Origin of the sequence: Aeromonas sp. MaB10011B (genome assembly GCF_017939325.1) — a bacterium.
GTDB classification, from domain to species: Bacteria; Pseudomonadota; Gammaproteobacteria; order Enterobacterales; family Aeromonadaceae; genus Aeromonas; species Aeromonas caviae.
On sequence record NZ_JAGKRK010000023.1, the window covers coordinates 1 to 17,219 of the forward strand.

Here is a 17,219-nt window from a genome sequence, read left to right on the forward strand (position 1 = left end):
TGTTCGCGGATGGTGCGGGCCGTATCTGCGGGCTGGCGCAGCTCGGCAGGCATGACCTGTTCGCGGATGGTGCGGACGGTATCTGCAGGCTGGCGTAGCTCGGCAGGCATGACCTGCTCGCGGATTGTTCGGGCAGCCTCAACAGGTTGGCGCAGTTCAGCAGGCATGACCTGCTCGCGGATGGTGCGGGTGGCATCCTGATGCGGCTGCATGGCAGCCAGTGGCATACTGGCCAGCAAGGCTGCTGACGCCATGGCAGCGGTTTGGCGGCGGCTGATGATGTTGGCCGGGCCTTTCACCACTTCCGGCCCATTTTCCCCAGCGATACCCCATTTCCCTGCCGGGATCAGACCTCCCTTATCGTAAAAGCCCGCGAACCCACCCTCTTTTCTGGCCTGTACGGCTGGTGCTGTTGATGAGTGCTGTACGGCTACTTTTGTTGATGACCCCCCTTTCATCCAGTCCGGCAGGATGTCCGTGATGGATTTCACCTTGGCCTTGAGCTCTTCCCATTTGGCCGAGATGCCCCCTATCAGCCCATCTATGAGGGCTTTACCCGCGTTGAGCGCCCGGGATGGCAGTGTGGTCAGGTAGTCCCAGAATTCACCGGTGGCCGCTTTGCACTTCTCCCAGGCGGACTTGAACCACGGCCCGAGCTGATCCCAATTCTTGTAGATGAGGTAAGCGCCGACGGCGACGGCAGCAATGCCCGCGATAATCCAGCCGATTGGGGTGGTGAGGATGGCAACCCCTAGCTTAAGAAAGCCCAGGGACAGTCCCTTGAGCAGGGTCAGCAGTGGTCCACCCATGGTCAGCATCATGCCCAGACCCATCTTGATGGCGGCAATGGGGCCCAGCAGGCCGGCCAGCACCAACAGCAGACCACCGCCCACGGTCGCGGTGACGGCGGTGATGGCGGCCACTTTGGTGAGGGTGGCGGTGAGTTCAGGGTTAGCTCGCATCCAGGCACCAGCGGCCTGGGTCATGCTGGTCACCTGCTGGATCAGACCGCGCAGTGGCCCGTTCTGGGTTTCCAGCATCTGGATGTTGAGGTCTTCCCATGCCGAGGTCATGTTGTCCAGATCGCCGCGGGCGTTGTCGCCCATCACGGCTGCCATCTCTTTGGCGACCCCTTTGCTCTGCTGCCGGATCATGGCGGCATATTTGGCGAAGCCGCCGGCCCCGGCTTGGCCGATGAGCTCGGCCATCCCTGATGCCGCCTCTTCGCCAAAGATCTCTTTGTACGCGGCCAACTGGTCAGCGTTGCCCATCTTTTCTGTTTGCTTGGCGACCTGGGCCATGATGTCCACGATGTTGAGCATGTTGCCGCTGGCGTCTTTGGTGGTCACTCCCAGACTTTTCATCAACTTGTCGGCTTTGCTGGTCGGCCCAGCCAGCCGGTTCAGCATGGCGCGTAGGGCGGTACCCGAGTTTGACCCTTGAATACCGATGTTCCCCAGCAAGCCAGCGGCGGCGGCCGCTTCTTCAAGGCTCATGCCTGCCTTGTTGGCGATGGGGCCCATGTATTTCATGGTTTCCGCCAACATGTTGAGGTCTACGTTTGAGGTGGTCATGGTGAGCGCCAACGTATCGCTGACCCTGCCCATCTGGGCCGCTTCCATCTTGAAGGCGCTGAGGATGTTAGAGGCGATGTCGGCGGTCTGGTCCAGCCCCACGCCAGAGGCTTTGGCAAGGTCGAGCATGTCCGGCATCGCCGCCTTAATCTGTTTCGGGTTGAAGCCCGACATTGCCAAGAATCCCTGAGCCTGCGCCGCATCCATGGCGGTGAAGCTGGTCGAGGCGCCGAGATCCCGCGCTTGTTGGCGGAGCATGGCCAGCTCTGCGCTGTCCTTCTGCAGGCGGGTGAGAGCCTGCACCTTTGACATCTGGGCGTCGAAGTCGAGGCCGACCGAGGCGATGGAGTTGATCTTGTAGAGGCCCGCCGCGCCGGTGGCCATGCCGGCGGCGCCATAGCCTGCCATGGTGCCGCGCATCGCCATCGTCTTGTCGTAGTTGGCCTTCACCTGGGCGATGCGTTTTTGCTGAGCGGCGACCTGGGTCAGCTTGCTGCGCTGTTGTTCGAGCTGGGCGGTGGTGGCGGTCAAATCGGATTTGAGCTGGCGCTGGTGCTGGCTCAGCTGTCGGGTGTTGATGCCCGCCTGCTGCATCGCGGCTTTCATGGCGCCGTGACGGCTGACCATCTCACGCTCTTTGTTGGTCAGGTCACGCACGGCCCCTTTGGCCCTTTCCAGTTCACGGGTCATGGCTTTGGTGGGGTTGGCGGTGGCAGCCAGTTCTTTGGCCATGCGCTGGGCGGTTTGCTGCGCTTGGGTCAGCTCTGCCCGGGTGGCGCCTATCTGCTTGCCGAGAGTGCGATAGCCGTCAACCTGGCCGCTCTGTTTTTCCAGATCGCGAACTTTGGCTTTGGTGTCGGCGAGGTCTTTGGCGGTGATGCGGCTTTGGCCGGTGACGGCCTTGAGGGGGGCGGTGAGTTTGTCCACCGCCCCGAGCAGGATTTGTAACTTGAGGGTGCTCATGATTCGTCTGCCCCGTTGATTTGGTTGTATCGCTCAACAAGGCGTTGGTGCCAGCCCATCAGCTCGTCGAGCTCCATGGCCGCCATTTCAGATGGCGGCCAGTGGGCGATGATGGCGAGATCTGCCATCAGGTCGTCTATGCAGTGAGGTAAGCCAGCTTCTTGGGTAACAAAAAAGCGGCTACTTCCTGCCCCAGTTGCATCAGGTCAGCGGGGTCCATGGCGCCGATGTCCACCTCGGTCAGTGCCGGGCTGGTGATGCGCGGCAGCAGCTTGGAGAGGGCGTTGACGTCCATCTGCAGGATGTCGGTCATGTTGAGGCCGCGCAATTGCCCCGCCATGGGCTTGCGGACGACGATGTCACTGATGGTCTGCTCGCCGCGCTGGATGGGATTGTCTAGGGTGACAGTTTTCTGAGTCATGGTGTGTTCCTTGGTCAGTATGTGGTCACGGGCGGCATGGCCGCCCGGATGATGTGGGGTGGATTAGAGGCCGATGGCTTTGCGATGTTCTTCCATCAGGTCTTCTCCGCCGACTTTCCAGATCATGTTGATGAGGTCGATCTCGACTAGCTCTTCACCGTCGACGGTCACCTTGTAGTAGGTGTTGACCATGGTGGCTTTCTGCTGGCTGTTGTCGCCGGTCTTGAGGGTGCCGCCGTCCAGCTCTTTGATGCGCCCACGCTGGACGATTTCGACCGCCGACACCTGGGCGGTGTCGTCGCGCTGGAAGGAACCCGCAAAGCGGAGCATGACGCCGTCAATCTTGGCCTGATGTTGCTTTTTGAACAGGGCGGCTTCGTACCCGCCGAAGGTGAACTCGGTATCGAGGGCGCCATCGTCGAGGCCCATGTTGATATGAACTGCACCTGGCATGCCGCCGCCGCGATACGCTTCGAGTTTCATGGCGAGTTTGGCCGGGGTGTACTCTTCGCCGACGCCGATCCAGTTCTCTCCGTCGAGGAACATGTTGAGGTGCTTGAGTTTGCGAGGCAGTGCCATGGTTGATGATCCTTATGCTGCGGCCACGCGGGCGGCGAAGTCGACCAGGTAACGGTCGGTGATGCGCTGCTGGAACATGAGGTTTTCAAGCGGCGGCACGGGGGTGTAGTCGTAGTCGATGTAGAGTTTGCCGGCCTTGAGGGTGTCTTTGTCGTTGACCTCCTCGTTGTACCAGCAGTCGAACCCGATGAGGTAGCCGAGGCTGACCAGCTCGCGGCCCTTGGCCTTGATGCCCTCGATGATGTCTTTGACCAGGGTGGGGGTCATCGGCTTGTCGACCGCCCACATGTGGGCCTCGGCGATGGTGTCGGCCAAGATCTGAGCGGTGCGGGTGTAGTTCTCGAACTGGAACAGGGGATCGTCCGAGCAGGTGCGCGAGCCCCAGAAGCGGAACCCTTCGGCCTGGATCAGGCAGGTGACATCGTTGGCATTGAGCAGGCCCGCGTCGGTGTCGGGGTCTTGCAGGCTCCAGAACACTTGCTTGGTCACCCCTTCCACGCCAGTGACGGCGACGTTGGAAAGGGTCTTGTGCCATCCCACCTCTTTGTCGATCTTGGCGCGCATGGCCAGGGCTTTGGCGGTGGCCCAGATGGCGGCCTCGGCATTGGCGGTGGTATCCCACTTTTTGAAATCACCGTGCACCGGCATGACTTCGCGCTGTCCGAAGTTCTGGCGGTAGGCCAGCGCCTCGGTCGGAGTGTTGCAGCCGTAGGTTGAAACGTAAGTGAAGGCGCGCAGCTTGACCGCCACGGCCGCCAGTTCGGTGGCCACCGGCAGGGTATCGAGCCCCGGCGCGCCGAGGATGCGCGGGGTGACGCCGGTGGCGGAGCTGGCCCGTTGCAGGGCCTTGAGGCCGGTGAAGCTGCCATCCGGCAGCGCTGTGCCGATGACGTTGGAGGTGGTCTCTTCGTCGGTGGCGCCTTTGGCCACCCGCACCACGATGGTGATGGTGTTGACGGTGTCGGCGATGGCCTGCAGTGCTTTGGCCAGGGTGCCCTGGGTGCCGGCTTTGCCAACGGCTTTTTGTACGTCGGTGATGATGACCGGGGTGTTGAGCGGGAAGGTGGCCGCGTCGGCATCGTCCGCATGACCAAGCAGGCCGATCACGGCCGTGGCAATGGTACGAATGGTGCGGGTGCCTTCGTTGACTTCGACGACGCGCACGCCGTGATGATAACTGTCGAGTGCCATGGTGGCGGTTCTCCTGTGTCCGGACGGAGGTGATCATTGTGAGCAGGGTCAGGATGCAGGCGGAGCACACGACAGGCGAGCGGGCGGCGTTGTATAGGGCGGTTTTACAACAGCGGCATGGTGACGAGATACAGCGGTGCGATGTGAAGCACCCCGCACAGGGCGGGGTGTTGGTTAGCTGATAGGTTACAGCACAAAGGCCGGGCGAGCCCCAATGTTCGCGTACCGAGACGACCGAGCGCTGACCAGGTCGAGCGCGAACACGCCAGCAGCGGCGCCGTTGTCCCAGCGGCCGCCGGAGAGGGCGAGGCGCTCGCCGTAGTTGCGCACGTAGAGCACGTCGCCGCCGTGGCTGGCGTCGAGCGGGAACAGCGACAGCGCTTTGGCAATGCTTGGCACTATCAATCCCGCCTTGCTGGTGATTTTTTCAAATGCCTCGGCGGTGTGTCCTGGAGTGTGTTCGTCGCTGCCCGCGTCGCCGTTGCGATTGCTGACCGCATCAGATAGCACTGGTGCGCCATGGTCAGTGGTGGTGCCGGCTGCTGATGCGTCGTATTTCAGCGTGCCGGCGCTGCCTGGTGCTACAAGTTCGCCGGTGCTGGCCGAGATGGCGCGCCATGCTGATGATGCTTTGGTCTGGCTGTTTTTGCTGTCGGCGGCGTTGTTGTTGGCCAGCACCTGGATTTCGCCGTCCACAGTGCGCAGGCCGCCGCGCCACTCCCAGACGTTGCCGCAGAGGTCGGCGATGCCGTTGGGGTTGTTGTTGTGACGCCAGCTGACCGGGCCTGAGCCGGTCAGGGTGCGCGGATTGCCAGAGTTTTCGCCTGGCGCGCCGCCGTCGGCGCGGCGGGCGGTTTCAAATGGTGCGTCTGAGCTGCGCCCGTAGGCAGTGTTGCCGCGTGGCATAAAGCCATTCTTTTTGCACCAGTGTGCAATAGCAGACTGCTCGGCGTGAGTCATGGCGTGGAAGCCCTGGCCGCAGGCTGAGCTATAGGCCAGCGCCTCGTCAAAGGTCACTGAATGCAGTGGCTCGACGCCCGGCAGCGACAGCAGCTCACCATCACGCAGGCAGCCGGTGTGCTGACCGATAAACAGTTCGGACTTTTCAACGCCGTTGACGATGAATGCCGGGTGGGTGCCGTTGCCCAGCGCCGGGTCAATGTCCTGCAGATTAAAGCGCGGGATGATGTGCATATAGGTCGGTTGCCCCTTGGCGGTGTAGAGCACTGTGACGGTGCCGCCGCTGGCGGCTTCTACTGCGGCGCGCAGGCTGTCTTTTACAAAAATCATGGGTGGCTCCTTACTTTGGCCAGAGGGTCAGGGTGACGGTGTCGGGGTTGAGCGGCAGCGGCTGGCTGGCGGCTGGCTGGTCTTCGTTCGGTTGTTCATTGGCGGCAGGCCACTGCTGCGGTGGGATCACCACGGTTGCCACGAATGCGCCCGGGCCGGATGTGCTGATGCCGCTGTCGGTCTGATAGAGGCTGATGGTGGTCTGTTCCTGGCGTTGCTGCGCCTGACAGTCGACCGTCAGCCCGCCGATGGTAATGAGGTTGCCGCTGACGGCGATATCGTGGTGCGGGCCAGCGCCCAGCAGAAGAATTTGCATGGTCATACTCCGTTATTGGTGAGGCTGTATTTGACGATGACATCGTCGGCGTAGTGGGCCAGCGTCAGGCGGGCGCCATTGCTGGCCCGTTCGCTGACCAGCACATGGTGCGCGGCGGCATCGCCTGAGCTGCTGACCATGTCGATGGCGAGCTGCCAGCCCAGATCCCCGACCGGGAACGGGAATGGCCAGAGCACCAAGGCTGCGGGTGGGCTTGCCAGCATCAGCGGGTAATATGGTTCGATACGGCGCACGTCGGTGAGGGTGACGTTGGCGAGGTACTGATCGCTGCCCGAGTTGTTGCCCGCTGGTACGCTGATGCGATAGAGCGGGATGGCGTCTGCCGGGGCATCGGCGCCGAGGTTGGACACATCCAGCTCGATGCCGTTGGCGGTGATGCGAGCAAAGGCGACGCAGGTGGCTGGCGCTGCGGTGTTGTTGCTGGGCACAGCGGCGCCGTTGATGCGCTGCGGCAAAAAGTAAACCCGACCTTTGGCGAACAGTTCACCTTCTTCAAAGGTGAGGTTGCGGGTGGCGGTGGTCGATTTGGTGACGGTGCAGCCACGGCGGGTGCCACGGTTGACGAAGCGAACCTGACCGGTCTGGTTGCGAAACTTCTTGGTTTTCTCAATTTCCGAGAAGGCAAGTGCAGCTTGTTCCATGCCGCGCACAATCTCTTGCCCCATGGCGGCCATCAGCTCTTGATCGGTGGTCTCTTCCAGATCATCGACGCGCTGGATCAGAGAATCCTGGCGCTTTTTCAGAAACTTGGTGCGGCTGCCCAGCTGTTTGGCCTGGACGTTGTCGACGCCGTCAGGGCCGCCCATCACGGGGTCGGTGGTTTCGAGTTGGTAGATGCCCTCTACCCACACTTCGCTCTCTTGCAGATTTGCCATGGTGGCTCCTTAAAAAATGATGGTCCAGGACCCGGTGATGGATAGATCACTGGTTTTTTCAATCAGCCCGCGCACTTTGCGGGCGAATAGGGTTTCGTCCGCGCAGAGCAGCCCTAGCTCACGGATATTGAGGCCGTTGGCTTCGCTCTCGCCCAGGGTGAAGGCGAAGCGCACTTGCCCCTCTGCAGGAAAGGTGATGGCGGTGACTGCTTTGGTGTATGCACCGCTGATGGTTTGGTCGTTGGGCGTTGGGCCCACGCCATTGGTGCCAAAGGCAATGCGGTTGATGTTTTTGCCGCTGCCCTGGCCCGCAATCAGGCGCGCCAGCGCGCTTTTGGCGGCAGTCATGATCATGTTGTGATCGGTGATGGTTTGCGGCGGCTGCCCGGCACGGTGCAAGGTGATGGACAGTTCACCACGCAGGGCGATCTGTTCGGCGATATTCATGGTGTGACCTCGGTGGTGATGGATGGACCGCTGCGGGTGATGCCCGGGTGATGGCGATGAGCGCCAGCGCGCAGCAGTTGGCCACTGTGGGTAGTGCAGCGGTGGTGCGCCCTGCCATTACGGCGCAAGGTGCGGGTAAAGGTGAGTGCCAGCAGGCCATCATCAGCCACTTGGCTCCCTGCGCCACGGTGCAGGCCGTAGCGGTGATGGGTGCCGGTGCGCAGCGGGGAGACCCGGCAGGTGTCCTGATGGCTGACGCCCATGGTCAGGCTGAGGGCATCCCACTGGTTGGCGCGGGTTTCACCGGTGATGAGGCCACCATTGCGGCGCTGGGCGCCAGCGCGGGCGATAGCACCCTGATGGTGTAAGACGATGGCTTGATCGCGATTGATGGCGCCGTCACGGCGGCGACCCCACGGCAGCACTTCGCCGCTGGTGATGGCGGCCTGTTCGGTGACCCGTTCTACGGTGGTGATACGATCGCTGGTGTCATCGCTAAAGCGCAGGCCGACCAGTTGGCAGCGGGCGGGGGCGGTTTTTTCCAGGATGCGGCGCAAGCGGCGGTTGCCTGCCGCGCTGATGGTGCCGTGGTCGCCCACGTTGACGTTGGCGCGGTACATGGCCCAGCGACCGCCAGAGCCATAGAGTTCGTGGCCGTTGCGCAACTGCTGGCCGTTGTGCGTGACCGGCGGCAGCCCCTCTTCGATCTCGATATTTTCATAGCCAGCGGTGCGAATGGCGCGCTCGACGCTGTCAACGGTACCGCGCAGGCGATGGATATGGATGGCATCGGCGCAGGCTTGGCGGCGCGCCTGCTCGGTCATCAGGTTATCCCAGTTATCGACACCCAATCCCCATGCCAGCGGGCCGAGCAGATCGGCACGGCAGTGCCACGGGTTCCAGCTATGGCGGTGCGGCAGCGGTTGATCCAGCCGCCGTTCTGCCAGTTGGTCGAGGGTGCGCGATAGCTCGGTCGCAGAGGGGGGCAGCAGGTTAGGCATACGCCACCTCCTCACGGATGCTGCTGACATAGGGGGCCGATTCGCGGTTGGTGGTGATGTCGGCGGTCGGGCTGCGCAGGATGACGTTGCTGATCCCGGCGTTTTTCAGGCTGGCGTAGATGTCTGCGATGGTGATGGTGCCGCCAATGACATTGGTGGTTGCGCAGTAGTCTGCCAGCCGCTGGCGGGCGACGTTCAGGCTGTGTTCGTCATCTGGCAGGCCAGGCAAGATGATTTGATAGTCGATAACCACTGGCACAATGTGCGCCGGGATAACGCTGACGGTGTCGGTTAGCGGGCGGATTGTTTTGTGGTTGAGCCTGGCGCGCACTTTCTCCAGCAGTGCAGCAGGCGGGGTGCCATTGCCTGCGCGGGCCAGCACCGCCACAGTCACGACTCCCGCTCCGCCATTATGCGCATCGGCATCTTTGATGGCGGCCGGATCGGCGGCAATGGCGTGATAGCGGTATGAGTCTTCTGGCCCCGCCGTTGACATGGCGCGCAGGGATAAAGTGCACCTGGCGCGCAGTTGGTCATCGGTCTCCCCTTCTGCTTTTTCGAGGTCGAAGAAGGCGGCGAGGTTGAGCAAGTCATCCCCTTGCGCCCACGCCAGCATGCTGGCTTTCAGGGCGTCATTGAGGCGGGCGCGCCAGACCAGCTCGCGATATGACCATGCTTGCAGTAGCACTGTCATTGGTTCCGATTCGAGTTCGAGCGCCGGTGCGAGGTGCGGCCACTGGTTAACCACCCAGGCCTTTTGCTCGGCCAGGATGGTTTCGAAGTCGAGTTCTTCGACCGCTTTCGGGGCAGGCAGCGTCGACAGATTGATGGTCATGAGGTTGCTCCGGTCGGTAGCTGGACGGTGCCGGATTCGAGCAGGCCGTTGTCGGTGCGGCGCCAGGTGAGGGTGATCGCACAGCCGCCGCCCAGTTCAGGGGCGCCAATCTCGACCTTAGTGATGCGAATGCGCGGCTCCCAGAGGGTGAGGGCGTGCACGGTGGCGGCCATCAGGCGCAGGCGGGTGGCGCCGTGCTGGGGCTGGTCGATGAGGCTGAATATCTCGCTGCCGTAGTCGCGGCGCATCACGCGGGTACCGATCGGGGTGGTGAGGATGTTGCGCACCGATTGCAGGATGTGGGCGGTCTCGCTGAGGGTGCGACCGTTGTCGGCATTCATGCCCTGCCAGTTCATTGCGGGCCTCCGGAGGTGCCGCCACCCGGCAGGGGGTGTTTGTGGGTGGTGACTTCAATGCCGCCGATGTTGGCGGTGTGGGCGGTGATCTTGCCGCCGGCGGTGATGGTGCTCCCGACCTTGAGCGCCTGGGTGCATTCCACCAGGGGGGTGATGAGCTTGACGGTGACGCTGGCGGTGAGGCTGGCGGTGTTGATGCCGGTGGCGGTGAGGGCGCCGGTGGCCGGGTTGTACTCGATGACCGCGCCATCGGGGTATTCGATGCGGTCGAGATCGCCGTTGTCATCGTCGGCCAGCGGCTCGGGGTGCGCGTCCTGGTAGATGCCTGCCAACACAAAAGCGTTGCGCAGGTCGCCGCCCAGGCTAAACAGGATCACCTGTTCACCGACACTCGGGCGCATGCGGCGGCGGGTGCGACCGGCGCGCAGTACCAGATAGGGCCGCCAGTCGGTGTGGTTGCCCTTGGTGTCGACGCGGCATTCACCGGATCGCACCTCGGTCACGGTGCCGATGCGGATCAGGTCGTCGATTTTGCGGAGTAGGTCGATCAGGTTTGCGCTCATGTGGGGGAGTGTGTTTTGGCACAGCCCCCCTTTGCTATCGGCTGGCGTTGTAAACGGCGGTTTTACAACGAGGCGGTGAGGTGTTTGAGCAGGGCGTCTTCAATGCGGTCGATGTCGGCGTCGGTGATGCCGATCAGCTGGCGTTCCGGGTATTGCACGGGTTTGCCCCTGATTTTGTCGCGCAGGCCGAAGTGGTGAACCGTGGCGAGCCGGTTGGCGCTGCCGGTGAATGCCACGGTGGCCTCGCTGGCGGTGGCGGTGGCCTTGAGCCATGCCGGCTTGACCAGCTTGGTGAACATCCTGCGGCGGGTGGCGCCTTTGCGGCCGCGCAGCTTGGGCTGCGGCTTGCGCGGAGTCATGACGGAGCCATCCGGCTGTTTGTTGGCGCGAATGCGGTCAGCCTGGGTGGCCCGCATGGTGCGGGCAAGGTCGGCGGCCAACTTGCGCCGTTCGCTGGCTGAGAGCTGGCCCAGCAGGGCGGCGGCTTGCTGGCCTAGTTGTTGGAGGGCGTCGGCGGCCATGGTTGGTGCTCCCCGTTGATAAAGAGTTCCCAGGTGATGCCGTCGTAGGGGTCTTCTGGCGGCTCCGGTACGTGCTCCCAGCCGATCCCCTCTTCCGTTTTGGTGACGATAACCCGTTCGGTGAGCTGGACGGTGATCAGCAGGTCGTAGAGATCCCCGGCCAGCAGCTCCGACTCGACCTTGATGGCGTTTTCCCGCTTATCCGGGTTGGTGAACAGCTCGGGCTGGTGTTGGCGCAGCCACGCCAGCAGCGGCACGACCAGCTGAGCCGGGTGGCCAGCAAAGTCGATGACACCGATGGAAAGCGGGTATTGCCACTCGAACGAGAGCGAACGAGCGCCGGTGGCGACGATGCGGCCATCGCCCACGGTGAGGATCAGCCCTTCGGGATTCTGCGCCAGTTGCGGGACGCAGCGGGCAATCACGTCACGGATGGCGGCTGGTTTGAGCATGGTTCCTCCGGTGGCACTGGATCACGGCATCGACCCGGGCGGCGCAGGTGGCCCAGGCAGATTCGGTGGTGGTCAGCATGTCGAGCAGGTCGCCGTTATTGGCCGGATCCGCTGGCGGCAGCTGGCAGGGTGCCGGGGTGGGACAGGTGAGCCAGATAATCTGCGGCGCCGGTGAGGGCGGGGCGCTGGAGCAGCCCGACAACAGCAGCAGGCAGAGGGCGAGCTGCCCAGTCCTTGAGTTCTGCATTTTCACGTTTGAGCCTCTTGATGGTATCGGCGCGGGTGGCGGCGGTCAGGGCCAGCTGGTCGAGCTGCCCCTGTAACTGCTGGGCGGCCTCCGCTTGGGCCGTCAGTTCTGTGGTGAGGGTCGTGATGGCGGTATCTTTGAGCTGTTCCCGCCGCTCTGCTTCTTTGGCCCGGTCGCCGGCGGCCTTGAGGTCGCTTTGCAGTGTGGTGACCTGGCCTTTGGCCGTGGCGGCTGAGGTGGCGGACCAGCCCCAGCCGCCCAGGGCGACGGCCAGGGCCAGCAGCAACCAGGTGAGGGGGGATCGCATCAGATTAAGCAGCACCTGCCACCTCCTGCATCGGATAGACCTTGGCAAAGTGGTCGTATGCCTCGGCCATCTTGGTGTCGTAGCGGTTTTCTTTGTAGGCGGGGCCGTTGTAGCGGCGCGCCACATCGGTCCACTTACCCGCCTTGAGCGCCTTGTGCAGCACTGTATCTTGCTCGATAAAACCGACCACGGCGCGCAGGTGCTCAGTTTCGCTGCGCTGCATGGCCGCCAGCCAGTCATCTGCCGAGGCGTAGCCCAGCGCCTGCCAGTGATAGCCCATCACCTGGAACATGCCCCAACTGGCAGCCTCGATGGCGGCGGCTCGGTGCAGGGTCATGGCGGTTTGCAGGCGGGCCCATTCGGCCGGGCCACCCTGGTAGCCGCCGCGCTTGGTGTTGCACAGGGCCGGATACAGGCCCGCGAGGCGGTTGGCTTCGGCTTCCCCCTGGTGTTTGGCCAGTTGCTTGAAGAACACATGGCGCTCGAACAGCAGGCGCGGGCGCTGGCAGTCGTCGAACCCTTCACCGGCGGCCTCGACCTGGGCGAAGGCGGCGAGTTTGGCTAGCTCGACGCCGAGCCGTTCAGCGGCGTGCTGCAGATCGGTGAGGGTGAGCTGGTTGCCGATGGCGGCCCCGCGCAGGGCGGCCAGGGTGCGGGGCCCTGCCTGCCCGATGGCGACAATCAGGTGATCGCGCTGGAAGGCGAGCACGGCCTGTTCGGTGGCACCGCCAAACCAGCCATCCGGCTCGACCGGGTAGCCTGCGCGCGCCAACAGTTGCTGCAGTTCGGTCACCGGTGCGCCGATGGCGCCTTTTCTGAGGGTCATGGTTGAAACCTCCCGTTCAGGTGGCTGGCTGTGGTGGGGTGTTGACGGCGCCTTGGCAGCAGGCGCATGACGGATCCGCGGGAACCGATCAGGGCGGTGAGCACCATGGCTGCCAACAACACGGCGGCGGGGTCAGGTACAGGCAGCACACCGAGCAGGGCGCGCAGCGGCACTGAGCCGGCGGCGACGGTGAGCAGCCACGCCAGCATGGCAGGGAGGGGGCGATAGTCGCCCCCGTTACGGTTGAAGGTGGCCAGTCGGATGGCGATGGCGGCGCAGATCATGGCGTAGAGGATGGTCAGCATGTCAGCCCCCTTTGCGGAGTTTGAGCAGGTCTTCTGGCGCTTTGCGCAAGGCCCACTGCAGCAGGTGGACGGCCAGCGCCGAGGCGAGCAGGGCGCCGACGGCTTTGGGCACTTCGACGCTGAGCGGCAGGACGGTGGCCAACATGGCGGCAACCAGTGGCGCAGCCAGAGCCCCCGCCACGAAGGCGGCAATGAACAGGCCCGCCTTACGCAGGTTGCCGAGCTCGGCGGTGGTGGCGATGAACACCACCGCCCCAGCGAACGCCCCGAGCAGGACGCCGGGATCGACGCCGGGGAAGAGTGACAGCAGTGTCAGGGCGCTCAGAGTGCTGGTCGCTGCACTGGAGGAAATCGGTTCTGGCATCGTGCTCTCCTATCGGTTGCCGCCGTAGTGGCGGGCGGTTTGAAACTCATGGATGGTTTGGCAGTCGGTGCAGCGTTCGCAGCCCCGGATCGCTTCTCTGCGCTCCTGCGGGATCGGTTCGTCGCAGTCGATGCAGTAGTGGGGGCCGGTGCCCGCAATGCGGGCGGCATGGATGCGGGCTGCGAGTTGCAGCTCGCTGATCTCGGCCTGTCGTTCAAGTTCGTCGTCGAGGCGGCTCATGTCAGTGCTCTCATGGGTCAGTCCCATAGCTGGATCAGGGGCGCTTCGGCCTGGGTGGGGGCATCTGGCAGGGTGATAAGGGTCCCCATCGGCAGGATGGGCCCCAGTTCTGCCAGCCGAGGGTTGAGCGTCAGCACCTGTTCGGTGATGCCCGCGGTGTAGCCGTAGTGCCGGTTGATGATGAGGTCGAGGGTTTCCCCCTGTTGGGCGCGTAACTGCATCAGATGAGCTCGACCGTGGTGTGGGTGGTGCCGAGGATGTCTCGAATGGCAAAGCGGGCGTCGCGGTAGAGATCGTCGGCGGTGAGGTTGCGCGGCTCGGCGTCTTTGACGGCGTCGGCGGTGGCGGCGCTGTCGAGGTAACGCTCGTAGAGGTTGGCGCGGGCCATGCTGTAGACGGCGCGGCGATACCAGTGCACCAGTACCGGTTCGGTGGCGATGCTCTCTGCTGGCACGTCGGCCAGTGCGGTGTAACCGTCGCCCTGGCGGTTGATGGCCCAGCCGCTCAGGTCGCTGTTGACGGCAGCGATGGCGTCGATCACCGCATGGCGCAGCCGTTCGGTGGTGATGGTGCCATCGGTGCGCATGATAGCGCGCAGGTCGGCCAGCTTGATGACCGGCCAGAACGGGGCGCTGCTGATCTCGCCCTCGTTGGTGGGTGGCGGGTTGGTGGGGATGAATCCTGAGGTCATGGCTGCTCCTTCCCCCGTTGGTTGGGCGGTGGTCGGGCCGTCTGGTATGCCGTTGGCATGCGTCAGGCCCGAGCCGCCCAGGGTGCGGGGTTCGCTCGGTTAGCTGGCCTCGCCGGGGGCGGGGCCTTGCTGTTCGGTGGCTTGCTCTTGGCTGGCCTCGGCATTGGCCGGTGCCGTAACAGAGGCGGCGCTTACGTCGCTGGCGACTGGCAGCTCTGCGGCTTTTTGCTTCTTGATTTCCCGCTCCAGCACTTCGAGCTCTTTCTTGATGCCCACCTTGTCGTGCAGTTCGATGGCGCGTTGATAGTGCTCGGCGGCTTGCTCCTTGAAGCCTTCGGCCAGTGCTGCGCGGCCCACGGCCTTGTGCAACTTGGCGCGTACCTGGTCGAAGATGTCGCAGTGGGTCAGGAGCTCGAGGTAAGCGCATAACAGGCCGAGGCTTGGGCCTGCGCCTGCGCCTGCTTCTTGCAGCTTGATGCCGGTGTCGGCCACTTCTTCGGCAATCAGGGTGGCGGCGGTGCGCTCGTAGCGATCGGGGGTGCTCAGGCCGTGGCGGATCACGTAGTCGGCCATGGGCAGTGCCCCAGTCAGATCGCCGGTGTCGAGGGTCCAGAGCATGATGGTGACGAGTACGTCATCTTGACCTCCCCGGTCAGCGGCCAGCAGGCCATCAATCCACGGCTTGTAGACCGGCAGCATGGTGCGCTTGGCGTCGATCTTGCGCTCGATGCTCTGGATGCTCTTGAGGGTGCGGCGGTGTTCGGCCAGCTGCATCAGCTGCAGCTCGTAGGCGTTGGCGCGCATCTGGTCGAACTGGGGATTGGCCGACCCTTGCAGGGCGGCCAATTTGCGTTCGCGGTTGCGACGGGCAGGTGATGTCATGTCGCCTCCTTAACCGCCCGCGGCCGGCTTCGGCCCGATGACGATGTTTTCGATCAGAGCGACGCAGTCGTAGTCTTCCACCACGTAGGCATCGTTGGAGCTTTCGTAGTTGACGATGCGGTCACGCTGCGGTTCTTCCTGGATATGACGGCGGCGGGCGCCTTCCTGCCAGTAGATGGACAGATTTTCCAGCGAAGTTATGAGCATGGAGTCTTCGGGGAAGAAGGGGACCCGCACGGCCTTGAGCCCGCCGATCTGTTTCTGGCTGACCAGCACCTGGCCGGCCAGCTTTTCCTGGTTGTTGTCGGCGTTGTTGATGATGGGGAAGTATTTGTCGGCCAGCAGCTTGCGACCGCAGATGACAACCAGTTCGGTGTCATCCTGATGCCAGGGGGCAATAGACTCGCTTACGGCATCGAACACCAGGGCGTCGAGGTTGTGGTAGTCGCCTTCTTTGGCGTCGTCCTCCCCCTTCGGCTGGTAGATGTAGATATGGCCGGAACCTTCTTCCCCTTCATCCATCACTTTGGCCGGGGCATCCTCACGGATGTGTTGCAGCCAGCCCTTGTTCACATCTTGCAGCAGCGGGTTGGCGGTGCGGTTGGTGCTCGGCGCCACGCTGGTACCGTGCCAGCCGATCATGATTCGGTCCAGCCCTTGGCGTTTGAGGATGGCGTCGCGAATGCGAGTCTGGAAGTCGGGGAATTTGGCCCAGATGTCCAGCTTGTTGTAACCCAGACTGGTGTCGTAGTTGGTCTTTGCGCACTCGTAGTCTTGCGGATAGAGGGCGCTCGGGTCGTTAGGTTCTCGGACATTGCTGCTGGTATCGGTGCGGCCTGCGATGGTGTTGCCGATACCGATACCCACTTTCTGCCCCTTCATCTCAGGTACCGGGATGACTTGGATCATTTCCAAGAACTTCACCGACTCCTGCATCTTGGTTTCCAGGGTCTGCTGGACGCTGGGCTGCACGTTGAACTGCACCATGGCGCTGGTGATGGCGTTGAGTTTGGCCACCTGGCCGGTGAACTCGTTGAACTTCTGGCGGGTTTCGTTACGCATTGGGCATGGTCCTTAGCAGTCGGTTTGAATGGTGGTGCCATCGCCACCGGTGGCGGGATCGCGCTTGTGGCTGAGGTCTTCCTGGCGTTCCAGCTTGGCGGTGAGGTCGGCCAGCGCTTTGGCGGTGGCATCCTGCTTGCTGGTCAGCTCGGTGATGGTCTGGGCCTGCTCGGTGAACTTCTTCTGCAGGTCGGCATCGAGGGTGGTGACCTCTTTCGCCACGGCTTCGACGGCCTGGTGCACGTCGCTGAAATCGGCGGTGGATTGCTTCTTGTGGCTGGAGAACAGCGCAGTGACCCGTTCCAGCAGACCAGGGCCTTTTTCACCTTCATCCTCGAGTTCGATGACAGTTTCCAAGGCTTCGGTGAACAGGCATTCCGGATGGTATTTGCGGTAGGCCAGCGGATTGACGGTGGCCTTGCTACAGAACTGCAGCATTTCAGTGCCGAGGCTGGCCGGGCTGTCGGTGACGGCCAGCCCCATCATGTAGGCACCCTTTTCGTTCAGGTTGGGGTGGATCTCGACCGAGGTGTACACCTTCTGGCGCTTCTTGTTCAGTTCGATCAACTCCGGGGTCGGGTCAATCTGCACGAACAGGGCCAGGCGTTTCTCGCCCTCGATGGTGACCTCTTCTGTCTTGGCGGCGGTGATGTCGCCGTACATCTTGAACAGGCCGTTGGGGTCAATCCCCCGGATGTGCTCCATATTGACCCGGGCGCCGTAGGTCGACTGGTTGTAGCGCTGGGCCATCTGCTCAAGCCATTCGCGGGTGATGGCGCGGCCATCGGTCGTGCCCCCTTCGACGGCGACGCGGAAAAACTTGGACTTAGCCATGAGCTGGGATCCCTTTGGTAATTGGGTTTCTGGTCGGGCTCATGGTCTGGTTTGTG

At 63.2% G+C, this 17,219-nt stretch carries 26 protein-coding genes; all 26 read right to left on the reverse strand.

The window, feature by feature from the left end; all coding sequences use genetic code 11:
• Positions 1–2,537 (reverse strand): phage tail tape measure protein (locus J9893_RS08725; protein WP_210621915.1); only part of this gene is annotated, 2,537 nt, incomplete at its 3' end.
• Complete coding sequence (locus J9893_RS08730; protein WP_010672967.1) at positions 2,534–2,665, reverse strand: GpE family phage tail protein; 132 nt, start codon at positions 2,663–2,665, stop codon at positions 2,534–2,536. The genes J9893_RS08730 and J9893_RS08725, both read right to left, overlap by 4 nt.
• 8 nt (positions 2,666–2,673) lie before the next feature.
• The gene (locus tag J9893_RS08735) at positions 2,674–2,958 is read right to left on the reverse strand and encodes a phage tail assembly protein (RefSeq protein ID WP_161646704.1); all 285 of its coding nucleotides are present in this window, start codon (positions 2,956–2,958) and stop codon (positions 2,674–2,676) included.
• A 63-nt stretch (positions 2,959–3,021) separates the two neighbouring features.
• Positions 3,022–3,537 (reverse strand): phage major tail tube protein, encoded by a 516-nt coding sequence (locus J9893_RS08740; RefSeq protein ID WP_210599982.1) that lies wholly within the window; start codon positions 3,535–3,537, stop codon positions 3,022–3,024.
• Between the two features lie 12 nt (positions 3,538–3,549).
• The gene (locus tag J9893_RS08745; protein ID WP_210599983.1) at positions 3,550–4,728 is read right to left on the reverse strand and encodes a phage tail sheath protein; all 1,179 of its coding nucleotides are present in this window, start codon (positions 4,726–4,728) and stop codon (positions 3,550–3,552) included.
• A 186-nt stretch (positions 4,729–4,914) separates the two neighbouring features.
• Complete coding sequence (locus tag J9893_RS08750; RefSeq protein WP_210599984.1) at positions 4,915–6,018, reverse strand: SUMF1/EgtB/PvdO family nonheme iron enzyme; 1,104 nt, start codon at positions 6,016–6,018, stop codon at positions 4,915–4,917.
• Between the two features lie 10 nt (positions 6,019–6,028).
• Positions 6,029–6,334, reverse strand: a complete 306-nt coding sequence (locus tag J9893_RS08755; RefSeq protein ID WP_182787818.1) for a hypothetical protein — start codon at positions 6,332–6,334, stop codon at positions 6,029–6,031.
• Between the two features lie 2 nt (positions 6,335–6,336).
• Positions 6,337–7,230: a hypothetical protein gene (locus tag J9893_RS08760; RefSeq protein WP_210599985.1), complete on the reverse strand. Its 894-nt coding sequence runs from the start codon at positions 7,228–7,230 to the stop codon at positions 6,337–6,339.
• A gap of 9 nt (positions 7,231–7,239) precedes the next feature.
• Positions 7,240–7,677, reverse strand: coding sequence for a hypothetical protein (locus J9893_RS08765; RefSeq protein ID WP_210599986.1), 438 nt, complete (start codon positions 7,675–7,677; stop codon positions 7,240–7,242).
• Positions 7,674–8,678 (reverse strand): phage tail protein I, encoded by a 1,005-nt coding sequence (locus J9893_RS08770; RefSeq protein WP_210599987.1) that lies wholly within the window; start codon positions 8,676–8,678, stop codon positions 7,674–7,676. The genes J9893_RS08765 and J9893_RS08770 overlap by 4 nt, the downstream gene beginning before the upstream one ends.
• A complete protein-coding gene (locus J9893_RS08775) occupies positions 8,671–9,513 on the reverse strand; it encodes a baseplate J/gp47 family protein (protein ID WP_210599988.1) in 843 nt (280 codons plus the stop codon). Before J9893_RS08775 ends, J9893_RS08770 begins: the two co-directional genes overlap by 8 nt.
• Positions 9,510–9,869 carry a GPW/gp25 family protein gene (locus J9893_RS08780; protein ID WP_210599989.1) on the reverse strand — a complete coding sequence of 120 codons (360 nt, stop codon included), beginning with the start codon at positions 9,867–9,869 and terminating at the stop codon, positions 9,510–9,512. Before J9893_RS08780 ends, J9893_RS08775 begins: the two co-directional genes overlap by 4 nt.
• On the reverse strand, positions 9,866–10,432 hold the full coding sequence (locus tag J9893_RS08785) for a phage baseplate assembly protein V (protein WP_210599990.1): 567 nt from the start codon (positions 10,430–10,432) through the stop codon (positions 9,866–9,868). Before J9893_RS08785 ends, J9893_RS08780 begins: the two co-directional genes overlap by 4 nt.
• A gap of 62 nt (positions 10,433–10,494) precedes the next feature.
• The gene (locus tag J9893_RS08790; RefSeq protein WP_210599991.1) at positions 10,495–10,953 is read right to left on the reverse strand and encodes a phage virion morphogenesis protein; all 459 of its coding nucleotides are present in this window, start codon (positions 10,951–10,953) and stop codon (positions 10,495–10,497) included.
• Positions 10,926–11,405, reverse strand: a complete 480-nt coding sequence (locus J9893_RS08795) for a phage tail protein (RefSeq protein WP_210599992.1) — start codon at positions 11,403–11,405, stop codon at positions 10,926–10,928. The genes J9893_RS08790 and J9893_RS08795 overlap by 28 nt, the downstream gene beginning before the upstream one ends.
• Positions 11,380–11,607 carry an Rz1-like lysis system protein LysC gene (gene lysC / locus J9893_RS21625; protein ID WP_246875533.1) on the reverse strand — a complete coding sequence of 76 codons (228 nt, stop codon included), beginning with the start codon at positions 11,605–11,607 and terminating at the stop codon, positions 11,380–11,382. The genes J9893_RS08795 and lysC overlap by 26 nt, the downstream gene beginning before the upstream one ends.
• Complete coding sequence (locus J9893_RS08800) at positions 11,501–11,974, reverse strand: phage lysis regulatory protein LysB (protein ID WP_210599993.1); 474 nt, start codon at positions 11,972–11,974, stop codon at positions 11,501–11,503. Before J9893_RS08800 ends, lysC begins: the two co-directional genes overlap by 107 nt.
• Positions 11,964–12,785, reverse strand: a complete 822-nt coding sequence (locus J9893_RS08805) for an N-acetylmuramidase family protein (protein WP_210599994.1) — start codon at positions 12,783–12,785, stop codon at positions 11,964–11,966. Before J9893_RS08805 ends, J9893_RS08800 begins: the two co-directional genes overlap by 11 nt.
• Positions 12,782–13,090 (reverse strand): phage holin family protein, encoded by a 309-nt coding sequence (locus tag J9893_RS08810; protein WP_210599995.1) that lies wholly within the window; start codon positions 13,088–13,090, stop codon positions 12,782–12,784. The genes J9893_RS08805 and J9893_RS08810 overlap by 4 nt, the downstream gene beginning before the upstream one ends.
• A 1-nt stretch (position 13,091) precedes the next feature.
• On the reverse strand, positions 13,092–13,454 hold the full coding sequence (locus J9893_RS08815) for a putative holin (RefSeq protein ID WP_210599996.1): 363 nt from the start codon (positions 13,452–13,454) through the stop codon (positions 13,092–13,094).
• A 9-nt stretch (positions 13,455–13,463) separates the two neighbouring features.
• On the reverse strand, positions 13,464–13,694 hold the full coding sequence (locus tag J9893_RS08820; protein ID WP_210599997.1) for a TraR/DksA C4-type zinc finger protein: 231 nt from the start codon (positions 13,692–13,694) through the stop codon (positions 13,464–13,466).
• A 17-nt stretch (positions 13,695–13,711) separates the two neighbouring features.
• Positions 13,712–13,915: a tail protein X gene (locus J9893_RS08825; protein ID WP_010672984.1), complete on the reverse strand. Its 204-nt coding sequence runs from the start codon at positions 13,913–13,915 to the stop codon at positions 13,712–13,714.
• Positions 13,915–14,385: a head completion/stabilization protein gene (locus tag J9893_RS08830; protein ID WP_210599998.1), complete on the reverse strand. Its 471-nt coding sequence runs from the start codon at positions 14,383–14,385 to the stop codon at positions 13,915–13,917. Before J9893_RS08830 ends, J9893_RS08825 begins: the two co-directional genes overlap by 1 nt.
• 99 nt (positions 14,386–14,484) lie before the next feature.
• Positions 14,485–15,267, reverse strand: coding sequence for a phage terminase small subunit (gene gpM, locus J9893_RS08835; RefSeq protein ID WP_210599999.1), 783 nt, complete (start codon positions 15,265–15,267; stop codon positions 14,485–14,487).
• 9 nt (positions 15,268–15,276) lie between these two features.
• Entirely contained in the window at positions 15,277–16,329 is a 1,053-nt protein-coding gene (locus J9893_RS08840; RefSeq protein WP_210600000.1) for a phage major capsid protein, P2 family, read from the reverse strand.
• A 12-nt stretch (positions 16,330–16,341) separates the two neighbouring features.
• Positions 16,342–17,163 (reverse strand): GPO family capsid scaffolding protein, encoded by an 822-nt coding sequence (locus J9893_RS08845; RefSeq protein WP_210600001.1) that lies wholly within the window; start codon positions 17,161–17,163, stop codon positions 16,342–16,344.
• Between the last annotated feature and the right edge of the window lie 56 nt (positions 17,164–17,219).